Genomic DNA, 17,621 nt, shown 5'->3' with positions numbered 1-17,621 from the left:
TGCCCGGCGGATAGCGGTTCCTGGTGCACTGTCACCGTGGCAGTCTTCGTGGCAGTAACCGACGCGACCTTCGGCAGGCCCGCCGAAGGTGTGCTGATCACGCTCGCCCACCGCACCGAGGCCCGGTGGACCGCGCAGGACACCGCCAAGACCGATGAGGCAGGTCGGGTGCGGTTCGACGTCGGGGGCCCGTGCCGACTGCGGCTCACCCTCGACCTCGACGGCTACTTCGCGGCCTTGGGCATGTCGGTCTTCCAGTCCCGCACCGACATCTCCTTCCGCCTCGCCACCGCCGCAGAGCCGGTCTGCCTGGCGATCAGCGTCACCCCGTCGTCGCTGGTCGTGGTTCGCACGACCTGATCTTGCCCATCAGGATCGTCCAGGGACCGGTGGCAGCTCCCAGCCGCACTGCTTCGACCCCTCACTCCACACTGTGTACTGAGCTGCTGCGCGCGGCCCGCATTTCCTCTCCCCGAAACCCCAGCCGGGTGAGGGCTCGGCCGGTGCGATGACGCTTTGCTGTGGGCGTCGCCTTATCGGGCGTAGCGCAATCCCGATCGGTGTCCACAGAGGGCGTTTTGTCGGTGGGCTTTCTTAAGCTGAGGCTCATCTGACTGGGGTGGAGGGCGCCGTCATGAGGACGAGGCGTGGTGGGGCCGGGAGACGGTCGCTTGTCATCGGCGTGGTCGTGGCGCTGGTGGCCGTCCTGGCGCCGGTGCTGGGGGCTCGGGTGGCGGAGGCGTCGGTCCGGGACAGCTTCGACGTGGTGTTCGGGGCGGAGGACAACGGGGCGATCGCGTTGATCGGGTCCACGTCGATGGACTGCCCGTCCACGGCGTCGGGGTGCGCCGCGGCGCGGACCGGGTCGGCGGCTGGGGCGGCGAACAACAACAACGCCTACAACATGGTGTTCGTCGACGTCGACGGGGACAGCTCCACGTCGAACTCGTCGACGGCGACGTTGGCGATGCCCAGCGGGTCGACGGTGCTCTACGCGCGGTTGGTGTGGGGTGGGCGGACGGTCGCCGGGTCCAACGGCGTGGCGCCGACGAAACCGGTCGGCACGGCCAAGTTCCGCGCGCCCGGCGGCGCCTACACCACGTTGGACGCGCAGACCCTCATCCAGCCCAGCGCCCTGGCGGGCGCCGACGGCGGGCCCTACCAGGCTGCGGTCGACGTGACCGCCCAGGTCAAGGCGGCGGGCAACGGCGTGTACGCCGTGGCCGACATCGGGGCCGCGACGGGTGTGGACCGGTATGCGGGCTGGTCGCTGGTCGTGGCCTACCGCAACGCGGCGCTGCCCACCCGCAGCTTGCGGGTGTTCGAGGGGTTCGCCGACGTCAGCACCAGTTCGGCGAGCAACAGCAACGTCGACCTCCCGGTCGCCGGGTTCCTCACCCCACCGGTCGGGCAGGTCAACGCCTCGGTCGGCGTCGTGGCCTGGGAAGGCGACCTGGGCACCACCGGCGACGCGCTCAAGCTGGGCAGCACGACGTTGTCCGACGCCACCCGGCCCGCGGCGAACTTCTTCGACTCGCGGGTCAGCGACGGCGGGGTCGACCAGGCCGGGCGGACGCCCAACCAGCTGAACAACTTCGGCGTCGACGTGGGGCGGATCGGCACCGTCAACGTGCTCCCCAACGGCAGCACGGCCACCACGATCAACCTCACCTCCACCGGCGACGCCTACTACCCGGGCATCGTCACCAGCCAGATCGACCTGTTCACCCCGCAGTTCAACTCGGTCAGCAAGACCGTGGTCAACCTCAACGGCAACGACCCGGCCCAACCCGGCGACGTGCTGGAATACCGGCTCGCCTTCACCAACTCCGGCAGCGACTTCGCCGACAGCTCGACCATCCGCGACGCCCTGCCCGCCGGGGTGGACTACGTGCCGGGCAGCCTGGTCGTCGACACCGACTCCGGCGGTTCCACCGGGCCGAAGACCGATGCCGCGGGCGATGACAGCAGCGACTACACGGCCGCGGACAGGACCGTCCGGTTCCGCGTCGGGTCCGGGGCGACGGCGACAGCGGGCGGCACCGTGGCCCCCAGCGCCTCGATCGCCGCCCGCTTCCGCGCGACCGTCACCCGGGCCGCGTCCGGGACCACGATCACCAACACCCCCGCGCTCGACTACCGCGCCAGGACGATCAACCGCACGTTCACCTTCACCGGCAACGACGTCACCACCCCGGTGCGCGCCCTGGCCGACCTCGCCGCCACCAAGACGGCCTCCACGCCCTCGCAGAACGCGGGCCAGACGCTGACCTACACCATCTCGGCGGTCAACCAGGGGCCGAACGCCGCCACGGGCGTCACGCTCACCGACACCCTGCCCGCGGGCCTGTCCTTCGAGTCGGCCACCACCCCCGCCGGGGTCACCTGCACACCCTCCGGGCAGGTCGTCACCTGTCAGCTCGGGTCCGTGCCGAACGGCGCCACAGTGTCCGTGCCGATCGTGGCCAGGATCGGCGCCGACTCCGGCGACGGGGTGGTCACCAACTCCGTGCGGGTCGCCGCGAGCACCGCCGACGACGTCGCCGCGAACAACACCGCGACGGCGTCGACCACCGTCACCCGGACTTCGGACCTCAAGGTCAGCAGCGCCTTCACCACCAGCCCGGTCGTGCCGGGCGGGCAGGCGACGATGACGGCCACGGTGACCAACGCTGGCCCCTCGCTGGCCCGAGACGTCGCCCTGAGCACCACGCTGCCCGCGGGGACGACCCTCGTCTCCGCCACCGGGTGCACCGGGGCGTCGGGCACGGTCAGCTGCGAGGTGGGCTCGCTCGCCCCCGGCGCGTCCTTCACCACGACCATCGTGCTCGCCGTCGCGTCCTCCTACACGGGCGCCACCCTCGCTGCGACGTCCTCGACCGTGTCGAGCACACCCGAGGGAAACCCCGCCGACAACACCGCCACCGCGAGCGCCCCGGCGTCCCCGCTCGCAGACCTCCGGGCGGCCATCACCGCGGCCGACCAGGCCCCTGCGGCGGGCAACCGCACCAACTTCACCGTCACGATCAGCAACCCCGGCCCCTCGGACGCGCGGGACGTCGTCGCCGCTCTCCCCGCCGTCGTCGGGGTCCGGGTCGTGTCCGCCGCGCCCACCACCGGCACGTGCGCGGTCACCGCCGACGCCGTGAGCTGCCCGCTCGGCACCATCCCGGCGGGCAGCTCGACGGTGGTGGCGCTGCGCGTGGAGCTGGCCCAGGACCGGCCCGCGGGGGCCCTCGTCGAGACGGTCAACGCCACCACGTCCACCCGCCAGGACGACACCACCAACGACACCGCGTCCGTGTCGGTCTCCAGCACCAGGGTCAGCGACCTCAACGTCACCACCACGGCCGAGCCGGGCACCGTCATCGCCGGGCAGCCGCTGGTGTACACGCTCGTCGTCACGAACCGGGGACCGTCGACCGCGGACGGCACCACCCTGTCCGACGTCTTCCCCGCAGGCCTGACCCCGACCTCGGTCGTGACCGGCCAGGGCAGCTGCACCCTCGGGCAGACGGTGTCCTGCTCCCTGGGCACCCTCGCGCCCGGAGCGAGCACCACGGTGACCATCCGGGCGAACACCCCCGGCACGGTGCCCAGCGGCGGGTTCACCACGACCGCCACGGCGACCTCGGCCAGCACCGACCCCGTCCCGGCCGACAACACCGCCACCCACGTCGCGAACGTCACCGCCCAGGCGGACCTGAGCGTGACCAAGACCGCCAGCGCCGCCGAGGTCGTCGCGGGCCGGGCGGTCACCTACGACATCGCCGTCACCAACAACGGCCCGTCGACCGCCCTGGGCGCCTCCCTGGTCGAAACCCTCGCGGACGGCCTCGTCGCAGGGACCGTCACCACCTCCGCGGGCTCGTGCGCGGTGTTCGGCGGCGAAGTGCGCTGCACCCTGGGCGACCTCGCCGGCGGCGCCACCGCGCGCGTCTCCATCGAGGTGCGAGTGCCGTCCGGTCGCGCGAGCACCCCCGCTACCAGTTCGACCTCGGTCACCTCGCCCACCCCGGACCCCAGCGCCGCCAACAACACCACCAGCGTCACCACCGCCGTCCGGGCCATCGCCGACGCGCGGATCACCGGTGTCGACGACCCCGGGCCGTTCGTCGCGGGTGAGCGGTTCACCCGCTCGGTGACGGTGGACAACGCGGGGCCGTCCGACGCCCGGGACGTCGTCGTCACCGCCGACCTGCCGGACGGGGTGCTGGACCTGGCCGCGTCCGTCGGCGGCACCGCGTGCGCGGTCTCGGGCGGCCGGGTGTCCTGCCCGGTCGGCACGCTCGCCAGCGGCCAGTCGGTGCGGATCGACGCCACCGGGCGGATCTCCTCCGCCAGCCCACCGGGGCCGCGCTCGTTCTCGCTCACCCTGGGCTCGTCCACCCCCGACCCGGACACCTCCAACAACTCGGCCACCCGCACCACGTCCGTCACCGCCCGAGCGGGCATCGTCGCGGAGTCCAGTGTCGACACCTCCCCGCTCGTGGCGGGTGCGCGGGCCACCTACCGCGTGAAGACGACCAACAACGGGCCGTCCGACGCCGTCGACGTCGTGATCACCGACGTCGTCCCGGACACCCTCGCGATCATCTCCGCGGCCGGGTCGCTGGCCTCGTGCACCGTCACCAACGGGCGGGACCTGCGCTGCACCATCGCGCGCCTGCCCGCCGGGGCCAGCGACGAGGTCACCCTGGTCGTGGTGGTCTCCCCGACCGCCTCGGGCACGGTGGAGAACACCGCGCGGGTCACCTCCGCCACCCCGACACCGGGCGGCGAGGTGGTCACCACCACCAGCACCGCGGTCGTGCAGAGCGCGGACCTGCGGCTGACGGGCACCGCCACCCCGGAACCGGTGCGCGCGGGCGCGGCGGTCGTGCTGACCTTCACCGCCACCAACGTGGGCCCGTCCTCGGCCTCGGCCGCCCGGTTCTCCGCCACCCTGCCCGACGGCCTGACCCTGCTGCCCGGTGGTGTGGAGACGCAACTGGGTACGTGCACCCCGACCCCGAGCGGCAAGGGCGTGCAGTGCGACTTCGGCACGCTCGAACCCGGGCGCGCGGTCTCGGTGGTGCTGACCGCGTCGGTGCCCGCCGACACCCCCGCGGGCACCGAGCTGATCACCTCGGCGGCCGTCGGCTCGTCCACACCGGACCCGACACCCGAGCCGCCCACCACCGTCCGCTCCACGGTGACCACAGAGGCGGACGTGGCGGCGGAGGCCCACTTCTCGACCGGCACCGCCGTGGCGGGCGGCCCGAGCCAGCACACGATCACGATCACCAACAACGGCACCTCCGTCGCGCGCGACGTGGTGGTCGTCGAGTCGCTGCCGCCCGGTGTCCTCGTGCTGGAGGCCCCGCCCGCCTGCATCCCCGCCGACGGCCAGCTGACGTGCACGCTCGGAGACCTCGACCGGGGCGAGATCGTCACGCTGACCATCGTGCTGCAACTGCCGCCGGACTACGACGGCCCCACCTTCGGCGCCTCGGCCGTCGTCACCACCAGCACCAGCGACCCCAACGCCGACAACAACACCGCCACCGCCAGCCAAGGCGTCACCGCCAACGCCGACCTGCGCGCCACCGCCGTGATCGTCTCCGGCCCCGTCGTCGCGGGCACCCCCACGACCTTCCGGCTCGGCGCGGTCAACGATGGCCCGTCGCAGGCCCGCGACGTCATCCTCACCATCCCCGCGCCCGCCGACAGCACCTACGCCTTTGCCACGCCCAGCGCGGACGGGACGTGCGTGTTCGAGGGTGGCAGCGCGCGGTGCACCTGGCCGGTCGTGGCCGCGGGCGCGACCGTGACCGCCGACGTGGTGTTCGTCCCCGCCTCCGGGCTGCCCGCGGGCTCGACGTTCGCCGCGACGGTCACCGCCTCGGCCTCCGTGGCCGACCCCGACGGCTCCGACAACACCGCCACCGCCTCGGGCCAGGTCGGCGCCACCGCCGACGTCTCGGCCCAGACCCTGCTCACCTCGGGCGCCCCGGTCGCGGGCGGCAGCGCGACCTGGCAGGTCGTGGTGGGCAACGACGGGCCGTCCTCGGCCTACGGGGTGGTCGTCGACGACCCGGCCCCCGCCGGCCTGCGCTGGCAGTCCGCCCAGGGCAGCCTCGGCACCTGCACCGTCGCGCCCGACCGGGTGCGCTGCGCGGTCGGCACCATCCCGGCGGGCGGCTCGGCGATCGTCACGGTCACCGGCGTGCTCGCCGACGACTACGCGGGCACCAGCGTCACCAACACCGCGACGGTCACCACCGACTCCACCGACCCCGACCTGTCCGACAACACCTCCTCGGCCGTCTCCGACACCACCAGCAGCGCCGACCTGCGGCTCGACGTCGTGGCCGCGCCCGACCTCGTGGTGCCCGGCGCGCCGGTGACCTGGACGTTCACCGCCACCAACGGCGGGCCGTCGCTGTCCCGGGAGGTCGTCGTCACCGCCGACCTGCCCGCCGGGACGACCCCGCGACCCACGCCCGGGTGCGTGATCACCGGGCAGCGGGTGCGGTGCGTGGTCGGTGACCTGGCACCCGGCGCGTCGGCAGCGGTGGCCGTCAGCGGCCTGCTCGCCGCGGGCTTCGGCGACACGCGGCTGGTCCTCACCGGCTCGGTGGCCGCGGGCACGTCCGACCCGACGACGGTGAACAACACGGCCACCAGCTCCACGGCCGTCCAGCCTTCGGCCGACCTGTCCGTCGACGTCATCGCCCCGCCCCCGGTCACCTCGGGCGGTCCCGCCAGCTGGACCGTGCGCGTTCGTGACGGCGGTCCGTCCGACGCCGGCGGCGTGCAGGTGACCCTGGCGATCCCCGCTTACCTGGCGGGTGCCCGGGCCACCTGGCCCGGCGGCACCTGCTCCACCACCGTCGCCACCGCCACCTGCGCCCTCGGCGGCATCCCGGCGGGGGAGACGGTGGAGATCACCCTCACCGGCACCGTCGAACCCGGCTACGCGGGCGACCTGACGGTCGGTGCCGAGGTCACGGCCCAGACCGCGGACCCGGTGACCACCGACAACACCGACTCCGCCACGACGCCCGCGACCCGCTCCGCCGATCTGGCGACCACCCTCTCGGGCCCGGCGACCGCTGTCCCCGGCAGGCGGCTGACGTGGACGGCGACCACGGTCAACGGCGGCCTGTCCATCGCGTCCGCCGCAGTCCTGACCCAGGAACTGCCCGAGGGCCTCAGCGAGGTCACCGCCACCACCCCGGCGGGTACCTGCGGGGTGAACGGCCGCACCGTCACCTGCCAGCTGGGCGACCTCGCGCCCAGCGCCTCGGCCGTCGTCACCACCACCGCCGTGCTGGCCGCGAGCACGACCGCGCCGAACGTGATCAGCTCGGCCACCGCCACCTCACCCACCTTCGACCCCAACCCGGGCAACAACACCGCGGACACCACCGCCACCGTCGCCCCAGCGGCCAACCTCCAGGTGTCCAAGGCCATCACCTCCGGACCGCCGATCGCAGGCGCCCCGGTGACCTTCGTCGTCGACGTGTCCAACGCGGGCCCGTCCGACGCGCAGTCCGTCGTGCTCACCGACACCATCCCCACCACGATCGGCGCGATCGCGGCCTCCACCCCGCGCGGCACCTGCGCGGTGACCGGCGCGACCGTGCGCTGCGAGCTGGGCACCGTCGCCGCAGGCGCCGCACCGGTCGAGGTGACCGTCACCGGCGTCATCGCGGACGGGGTCACCGACCCGATCACCAACACCGCGTCCGCGACCAGCCCGACCACCGAACTGGACCCCGTCGACAACAGCGGGTCCGTCACCGCCTCGGCCACCGAGTCCGCCGACCTCTCGCTCACCGTCGACTCGCCCGCCACCGTCACCGCGGGCCAAGGCGTCGCGTACACGATCACCGTCGCCAACGACGGCCCCTCCACCGCCAGGGCGGTCCAGCTCACCGGCGCGCTGCCGGACGGCCTCGTCGACCTCACCGCCGACAACCCCGGCTGCACCTCGCCCACGGTCTGCGACCTCGGGGACATCGCCCCCGGCGCGAGCGTCGTGCTGCGCATCAGCGGCACCGTCCGCCCCGACTTCGCGGGCTCCGCCCTCGACGCCCGCGCCTCCGCGGCCTCGGCGGCCCCGGACCCGGACGGCCGGGACAACTCCGTCGTCTCCCGGGTCGAGGTCACGACGTCCGCCGCCGTGGCCGTGGCCCTGGTGGTCGACCCCGACCCGGCGGTGCCGGGCCGCACGGCCCTGCACACCGCCACCGCGACCAACACCGGCCCGTCGACCGCCCGGCAGGTGGTCGTGTCGCTGCCGCTGCCCACTGGCACCGAGGTGCTCGGGGACATCACGGCCGACCAGGGCACCTGCCGGGTCGTCGGGCGCACGGTCGTGTGCGAACTGGGTGACGTCGCCCCGGGCGCCGCGCCCGCGGTCCGGGTGCCGGTCGGGCTGAGCCCGTCGTTCCTCGGCGACTCGCTGGTGTCCACCGCCTCGGTGCAGTCGGCTACCGCTGACCCGGACGCCGCCGACAACACCGCGACCACGACGACCGGGGTGGGCAGGCTCGCGGACTTGTTCGCCGACCTGACCGGTCCCGCCACGGTCGTCCCGGGCACCCGGGTCACGTGGGAGACGGTGGTGCGCGACTTCGGGCCCTCCGACGCACCGGCCGAGCTGGTCCAAGACCTGCCCGAGGGTGTCGGTGAGGTGTCCGCGCAGACCACGCAGGGCAGTTGCACCGTCGAGGACCGCCGCGTCCGCTGCTCCCTGGCGACCCTCGGCAGCGGCGCCACCGCCACCGTCCGCGTCTCCGGCGTGCTCGCCGCGGACTCCACCGCCACAACCCTGACCAGCACGGTCACCCTCAACTCCCCGGTCGCGGAGCCGGACCCCGCGCAGCAGCCCGATGGCCGCTCCGACAGCGCCACCAGCGAGGTCACCCCGGTGGCGGGCGTGGCGGTGGAGATCATCCCGGACGCCGCGAGCGTCACCCCGGGCCTGCCCGCGTCCTGGACGGTGGTCGCGCTCAACCGCGGGCCGTCGACCGCGCGCGGTGTCGTCGTCACCGCCACAGCACCGACCGGCACCACGGGGGCGACCCTCACCGGGCCCACCGGGGTCACCTGCGGGGCGGACTTGCGCTGCACCATCGGAGACCTCGCCCCCGGGGCGGGCGGTGCGGTCCGGCTGACCCTGCGGGCCACCATCGACCCCGGGTTCACCGGGCCGGTCGTGTCCGCGGTCGTGATCACCGCCGCCGACACCCAGGACCCGAACCCCGGCGACAACACCGCCACCGCCAGCACCGTTGTCAGGCCCTCGGCCGACCTCGGCGTGCAGCTCGCGACGAGCCCGGACCCGGTGCTCGCGGGCGGCCCCGTCACCTTCACCGCCACCGTGCGCAACGCCGGTCCGTCGAACGCCGCCGACGTGCGGTTCACCCTGCCCATCCCCGCCGGGGTCGAGGACGTCCAGGTCGAGGTCCCGCCGTCGTTCACCTGCGACGCCACGGCCGCGTGCACCGCCGCCGCCCTGCCGGTCGGTGAGGTGCGGATCGTGGTGCGCGGCAGGCTCACGCCCGCCTACACCGACGCCGACCTGACGGCCACCGCGTCGATCGGCGCAGCCACCCCGGACCCCGACCCCACCAACAACTCCGCCACGGACACCACCGCCGCCGGCGTCTCGGCCGATGTCAGCGCCGCGATCGCGCTCGACCCGACCGCCCCGGTCGCCGGGTCCCCGATCACGATCACCGCCACGGTCGCCAACAACGGTCCGTCCACGGCCACCGGCGTCCGGTTGTCGGCACCCGTTCCGTCCGGTGTGGAGGGCGTGACCGTCACCGGCCCGCCCGGGGTGACCTGCGACGCCTCAGCCGCCTGCGACGTCGGGACGTTGCTGCCCGGCGCCGAGGCCGTGCTGGTGGTGCGCGGCACTGTCTCCGCTGGCTTCACGGGCACCCTGACCGCCACGGCAGTGGTCAGCGCGACCAGCCCGGACGACCTGCCCGACAACAACTCCGCCTCTGCGTCCGCGCCAGTGGGCAGGTCTGCCGACCTGTCGGCGGTGACGAAGGTCGAACCCACCCCCTTGGTCGCGGGTGGCGCGTTCGCGGCCACGACCACGATCCGCAACGACGGCCCCTCGACCGCTGCCGGGGCGACCTTCGCCCTGCCTGTCCCCGATGGCGTGGTCGACGTCGCGGTCACCGCACCTGCCGGGATCACGTGCGACACCACCGTGTCCTGCGCCCTCGGGGACATCGCGCCCGGCGCATCCTTCGACGTGGTGGTGCGCGGCACCGTCGCCCCCTCCTTCACCGGGGCCGAGATCGCCGTGACCAGCACGGTCTCGTCCCCGGTCACGGACCCTGATCCCGCCGACAACACCAGTTCCCCCACCACACCCGCGGTCGTGGCCGCGGACGTCCGGGTCGGGTTGGCGGTGGATCCCGGCCAGTTGGTCGCCGGGTCGCCGTTCACCGCCAGCGCGACGGTCCGCAACGACGGCCCGTCCACCGCGACCGGGGTCGCGCTCTCGCTCCCGGTACCGGCAGGAGTGGAGGGCGTCGAGGTCACCGCCCCCGGCGGCACCACCTGCGACCAGACCATCGCCTGCACCATCGGCACCCTCTACCCGACCGCGGAGGTCGTCGTGGTGCTGCGGGGCCGGGTCGCCGCCGACTACACCGGTCCAGCCATCGCCTTCACCGCCTCGACGACCGCGACGAGCCCGGACCCGCTGCCGGACAACAACTCGACGACGGTCACGACTCCCGTTGGCGCGGACGCCGGACTGGGGATCGGCGTGGAGGTCGAGCAGCCGACGCTCACGCCGGGTACCCCGGTCACGGTCAAGGTCACCGCTCGCAACAGCGGCCCCTCCACGGCCGCGGGCACCACCGCGGGCATCCCCGTGCCCGCTGGCCTGCTCGACCCGGTGTTCACCGCTCCGCCCGGCGTGACCTGCGCCTTGGACGGCAGTTGCACGATCGGTGCCGTCGCCCCCGGAGCCGAGGTCGTGATCACCCTGACCGGGCGTCTCGACCCGTCCTACAGCGGGCCCAACCTCACCGTCACCGCGACGGTCGCCTCCGGCACACCCGACGCCGACCCGGCCGACAACACCGCCAGCGCGACGCGCCCGGTCGTGCCCGTGGCCGACCTGGGGGTGCGGGTCACGCTGGCCCCGGATGCGCCGGTGGCGGGCTCACCGGTGGAGATCACCGCCGTCGTGGTCAACCGCGGCCCATCCACAGCCACCGGGGTCGCGGTCGACGTGCCGGTGCCCGCCGGGGTGCGCGACGTGACCGTCACCGCGCCCGTCGGGGTCACCTGCACCGACGCGGTGCGCTGCACTGTCGACTCGCTGCTGCCGGACGGCGAACTCGTCGTCGTGCTGCGCGGTGTCCTCGCCCCGGACGCCAGCGATCAACTCCGCGCCACCGCCACCGTCTCGGCCACCACCACGGACCCGGTCCCCGGCGACAACACCGCCGAGGACGTGGCCGGGATCGGGGCATCGGCCGCGCTGGCCGTGACCGCCGAGGCCGTGCCGAACCCCGCCGTGGCAGGCACCGAGCTGGCCACGACCGTCACGGTCCGCAACAACGGGCCTTCCACGGCCGCAGGCACCCGCTTGTCAGTCCCGGTGCCTACTGGGCTGCTGGACGTGCGGATCGAGGCGCCCGCCGGGGTCACCTGCGACCAGGCCGTCGAGTGCACCATTGACTCCCTCGCGCCGACGGGCGAGGTCGTGGTGGTCGTGCGGGGTACCGTCGACCCGGCGTTCACCGGCTCGCTGACACTGCGACCGGCCGTCACCGCCCCGGTGCCCGACCCGGATCCCACTGACAACGCCGTCGAGATCACCGTGCCCGTCCAGACCCGCGCCGACCTGCGCGTGGGGGTGGTGATCGGTCCGACTGACCTCGTCGCGGGGTCCTCGGCCACGATCAGGGCCACCGTGGCGAACCTGGGTCCGTCGACGGCGACCGGCGGCACCCTGGACCTGCCCATCCCGACCGGGCTCACCCAAGTCACCGTGATCGCCCCGCCCGGAGTGGTGTGCGACCCCGGGTTCCGCTGCACGCTCGGCACGCTCCAGCCGAACCAGGAGGTCGTGGTCGAGGTGCGCGGCACCGTCGCCGCCGACCTCACCGGCGAGCTGACCGCGAACGCCACCGCAGCGAGCCCGAACGACCCCGTTGCGGGCAACGACACCGCAACGACCACTGCGGCTGTCCGCGCTGAGGCCGACGTGCGGGTCACCGCCGCGCTGAACTCGACCGACCTGGTCGCGGGCGCGCCGTTCACCGCGACCACGACCATCGACAACGCGGGTCCCTCCACCGCCGCGGGCTTGACCGTCATGGTCGCGATCCCGGCGGGTGCGGAGGGCATCGAGGTCATCGCGCCACCGGGGTCCACCTGCGACTCGTCAGTGCGCTGCACGCTGCCCCCGCTGGCACCGGGCACCAACGCGACCGTGACAGTGCGCGGTGTGGTGTCCGCGGGCTTCACCGGCACCTCGCTGCAATTCCCGATCACCGCGACGGCCGCCACCGCAGATCCGGACACGGCCGACAACGCCACCACCCTGAACGCGACTGTCCGATCGTCCGCAGACCTGACGGTCGCCGCTGTGGTGGATCCGGTCAACGTCAACGCGGGTACACCGGTGACGATCACTGCGACCGTGCGGAACACCGGCCCGTCGAACGCCGCAGACGCCACTCTGACGCTGCCCGCGCCCACTGGCGTCGGTCAACTCACCTACACCGGCCCGGCCGGGGTCACCTGCGGCTCTGACGGGTCCTGCACCCTGGGCACCCTCGCGCCCGGGGCCGAGCTCGTCATCACCCTGCGGGCCGTCGTCGCCCCCGACTTCACCGGCGATCGGCTCGACTTCACCGCTACCTCCGCATCTCCCACCGCGGACCCGTTGCCGGACAACAACTCCGCCACCGCCTCTGCGCAGGTCGATGCATCCGCCGACGTCGCGATCACCCTGGCTGTGGACCCGACCGCGCTGTCCGCGGGGACGCCGTTCACCGCGACCGCGACCATCCGCAACGGGGGAACGTCCACCGCGCTCGGCACCCGCTTCACCCTGCCGATCCCGGCTGGCGTGGTGGGAGTGGCCGTCACCGGCCCACCGGGCAGTAGCTGCGACGCCACCGCGGCCTGCACCCTGCCCGCCCTCGACCCCGGTGCCGAGGTGGTCGCCACGGTGCGCGGCACGGTGTCACCGGACTTCACCGGCGGCTCGCTGGCGTTCACCGCCGCCGCGCAGGCGACCACCCCCGACCCGGACACCGCGAACAACACCGCGGCCGTCCTCGCCGGGGTCAACGCCGCCGCCGACCTGTCCACCAGCACCACCGTCGACCCGGGCACGCTCACAGCAGGGGCGCCGTTCACCGCCACCACCGTCATCCGCAACTCCGGTCCGGCCACCGCAGCGGGCATCTCCTTCACGTTGCCGGTCCCGGCAGGCGCGCGGGACGTGGTCGTCGAAGCGCCCCCGGGCGTCACCTGCGACTCGACCATCTCCTGCACCGCTGGCCTGCTCGCGCCCGGCACGGAACTCCGCATCGTCGTGCGGGCCGCGCTCGCCGCGGAGGTCACCGCGCCCACTGTGGCGTTCACCGCCACGGCGACCTCAACCACCGCCGATCCGACGCCGAACAACAACACGAGCACCCTCAGCGCGCCGGTCGCTGTAGCCGCCGACCTCACCGCCGCGGTCGCGGTCGAGCCCGCGCAACTGACCGCCGGATCGCCCGCCGAGGTGCGGGTGACCGTCCGCAACACCGGGCCGTCCACTGCGGTCGGCGCTACCCTCACCGTGCCGGTCCCGGCCGGGTTCACCGGCGTCGAGGTAACGGCTCCGGCTGGTGTCACCTGCGACAACAGCGTCTCCTGCGCGTTGGGCACCACACAGCCCGGCGCTGAGCTGGTGTTCGTCGTGCGGGGCACCGTGGCACCCGACGCGGCCGCCGCCTCGCTGACCTTCACCGCGACCGCCACGTCGCCGTCGAACGACCCGGATCCGGCGGACAACACCGCCACCATCATCGCACCGCTCGCTTCCTCCGCCGATCTCGTCGTGGCCCTCGACGTCCCGGCGCTCACCGCGGGCGCGCCGTTCACCGCCACCGCGTCGGTCCGCAACACCGGCCCGTCGACGGCCAGGCAGGTGCGCTTGGACATCCCGGTGCCCGCCGGTGCCACGGACGTGGAGGTCGTCGCGCCCCCGGGCGTCACCTGCGATAACACCGTGTCCTGCGCGATCGGCGCGGTACCGCCCGACGGGGTGGTGACGATCGTCGTGCGTGGTCGCGTCGCGCCGTCCACCGTGGGCGGGCTCGCGTTCAGCGCCGCCGCCTCGTCCCCGGTCACCGACCCCGATCCGACGGACAACGCGGTGTCCGCCCTCGTGCCGGTCGCGACCAGCGCCGACCTGGTGGCGAGCGGTGCGATCACCCCGAGTGCGCCGACCGCCGGGTCTCCGGTGACGGTGGTCGCCCGGCTCCGCAACGATGGGCCGTCCACGGCAGTGGGCACCACGCTGACAGCGACGCTGCCGCCGGGCTTGATCGGCGTGGTCGTCGTGCCGCCGATCGGCGCGCTCTGCGACACCAACGGCGACAACACCACCGCTTCCTGCACCATCGGTTCACTCGACCCAGGCGGTGAAGCCGTGTTCGAGGTGCGGGCGACCGTGCCCCCGACCTTCACCGGGCCCTTCACCGCCACGATCACTGCGGAAGCGGCGACCACCGATCCCGACCCCGCCGACAACACCGACACCCTCAGCTCGCCGGTCGGCGCCACCGCGGACCTGTCCCTTGCGCTCGCCGCCGACCCGGCCACCGCAGCGGCGGGCCGCCCGCTGGCGATCACCGCCACCATTCGGTCCGCGGGCCCGTCCACGGCGACGGGAGCGCGGGTGTCGTTGCCGGTGCCCGCCGGGCTGCGCGACGTCGAGGTCGTGGCCCCCGCAGGGGTCACCTGCTCGACCGCCGTCGTGTGCGAACTCGGTGACCTGGCCCCCGGCAGCACCGTGGTGGTCGTCCTGCGGGGCACGGTGGACCCGGCTTACACCGGCACCCTGGCCACCGCCGCCGAGCTGACCTCCGCCACCGGTGACCCGAACCCGGCCGACAACAGCGCGGCGCTGTCGACCCCCGTCGATGTCCGGGCCGAGCTGTCGGTGACCGGCGTCGTCGACCCGGTGCCGCCTGTTGCAGGCAGTGAAACCGCAGTCAACCTGGAGGTCCGCAACACCGGGCCCGCCACCGCCGCCCGCGCGCGGCTGCTGCTCGCCCACGGCCTGCGCGACGTCACGGTCGTGGCCCCACCCGGGGTGACCTGCGACGACACAGTTGCCTGCGACCTGGGAGACCTGCCGCCTGACGCCGTGGTGCGGATCGTCGTGCGCGGCACGGTGCCCGCCGACCTCACCGGCGCCTTGACCGCCCGAGCCGGCGTCGAGTCCGCCACCGCCGACCCGGTGCCCGCCAACGACGTGGTCGACCTGACCACGGCCGTCGCCACTGCGGCGGACATCGCCGTGGCGGTGGGCGGCCCAGCGTCGGCCTCGGCGGGGGAGCAGGTCACCTGGCAGCTCACCGCCCGCAACGACGGCCCGTCGCAGGCACGGGACGTCGTGCTGCTCGACGCGCTGCCCGCCGGCGTCGAGTTCGTCTCGGCCGACCAGCCCTGCGCCCTGACCGGGACGACCGTGCGGTGCGCACTGGGCACCCTGGAGCCCGGCGCGAGTCGGGTGCTGTCGGTGGTGGGGCGGATCGCGCCGAGCTTCGCAGGGGCGCAACTGGTCAACACCGCGACGACCAGCTCCTCGGTGACCGATCCCGACCAGGCCGACAACACAGCCCAGGCGACCACGGCGGTCGGCCGCTCCGCCGACGTCTCCGTGACCAACTCCCTCGCCCCTGACCCGGTCGTCCCCGGTGGGGAGGCCGTGTTCACGCTCGTGGCCGCCAACGCGGGCCCGTCCTCGGCGGCGGTCACCCTCACCGACGTGATCGGCGCGGGTCAGCGCGTCCTGGCCGTGGTAAGCACGACCGGCACGTGCACGACCTCCGGGCAGCTGGTGACCTGCGACCTGGGCGTCCTGGCACCGGGAGCGTCGGCAACCGTGACCATCCGCGTCGGGATCGCCGCGGACTTCGTGCCCGACACCCTCTCCAACACGGCGACGGTGGCCGCCGACGCCGCCGACCCGGACCCCGCGGACAACACGGCCTCGGTGGCGGGCACCGCCGCGGCGCGCTCGGACCTGGTCATCACCAACGTCCCCGACCGCACCTCGGCCCGTCCGGGGGAGACGATCACCTGGCAGGTGACCGCGGACAACCGCGGCCCGTCAACGGCTCGCGATGCCGTGGTCACCCTGGCCGCCAGCGCGGGGGTCACCCTGGGCGCGCTGCCCAGCGGGTGCCAAGCCGTTGACGGGAGGGTGGTGTGCCGACTCGGTGACCTGGCCCCGGGCGGCTCCACCCCGCTGGTGTTCACCGGCGTGGTGAACCCGGACGCGACGGCGGCAGCGGCGACCACCACGGCGACGGTCGTCTCCACCTCGGCCGAGGTCACCCCCGCGGACAACACCGCAACGGCCTCGACGACGCTCGCCGCGGCAGCCGCGCTGTCGATCACCAAGACCGCGGACGGACCGGTGGTCCCCGGCCGCGACACCACCTGGACCCTCGACGTGGCGAACGCGGGCCCCTCGCTGGCGCGCGGGGTGGTCGTCACCGACGCCCTGCCCACCGGCACCCGCCTCACCGCCTCCACCGGCGGCACCTGCGCCGTTGTCGACAGCACGGTCCGCTGCACCCTCGCTGACCTGCCGCCTGCCGGGTCCGCCCGGGTCACCCTCATCACCGCGGTCGACCCGGCCCTGCAAGGCGACACCCTCGCCAACACCGCCGCCGTCGCCTCCGGGACCCCGGACACCAACCCGGCGGACAACGCGGCCACCGCCACCCCGGCGGTGACCCGCCGGTCCGCCTTGGCCGTGGCCAAGACTGCCGACACCCCGAACCCGACCGTGGGCGACACCCTGACCTGGACCATCACCACCACCAACGAGGGACCCTCGCAGGCCCCCGACGCGACTGTCACCGACCGGATCCCGGCAGGGGTGACCCTCCTGTCGGCCGAACCCAGCCAGGGCACGTTCACGGCGACCACCGGTGCGTGGACCCTCGGCCCCGTCGCCCCCGGCACCGCACCCACGCTGACGCTCAAGGCCCGCCTCGACACCCCCGGCGCGCTGACGAACCAAGCGACCCTGAGTGCGGCCACCGACAGCACGGGGGACGACAACACGGCCGCTGTGACCGTCACCGTCGCGGACCAGGACGCGCCGCCGACGACAACCCCGCCCACGACAACACCGCCGTCGTCGACTCAACCGACATCAACTCCGCCGACGTCCGGCGCGCCTGGTTCCGACCCGGGCACATCGGCTCCTGAGCCGGAGAACCCACCGGCTGCTCAGCCGCCGCTGAGCCACACGGGTTTCGCCGTCGTCCCGTGGCTCTCCGCAGCCGCCCTCCTGCTGCTCGTCGGCGCTGCCCTGATTCGCCTGAGTGGGCGTCGCCGCTCCTGAC

The 17,621-nt window shown here is 74.1% G+C and carries 2 protein-coding genes; both read left to right on the top strand.

What is annotated here, in order from left to right:
• Positions 1–36: 36 nt before the first annotated feature.
• Positions 37–360, top strand: a complete 324-nt coding sequence (locus tag BJP25_RS11640; protein WP_075974888.1) for a hydroxyisourate hydrolase — start codon at positions 37–39, stop codon at positions 358–360.
• A 322-nt stretch (positions 361–682) separates the two neighbouring features.
• Positions 683–17,620, top strand: coding sequence for a DUF11 domain-containing protein (locus tag BJP25_RS11635; protein WP_075974887.1), 16,938 nt, complete (start codon positions 683–685; stop codon positions 17,618–17,620).
• Position 17,621: the final 1 nt, after the last annotated feature.

The organism is Actinokineospora bangkokensis, assembly GCF_001940455.1.
In the GTDB taxonomy this organism is placed as follows: domain Bacteria; phylum Actinomycetota; class Actinomycetes; order Mycobacteriales; family Pseudonocardiaceae; genus Actinokineospora; species Actinokineospora bangkokensis.
This window is presented reverse-complemented; position numbering and strand designations above follow the sequence as displayed.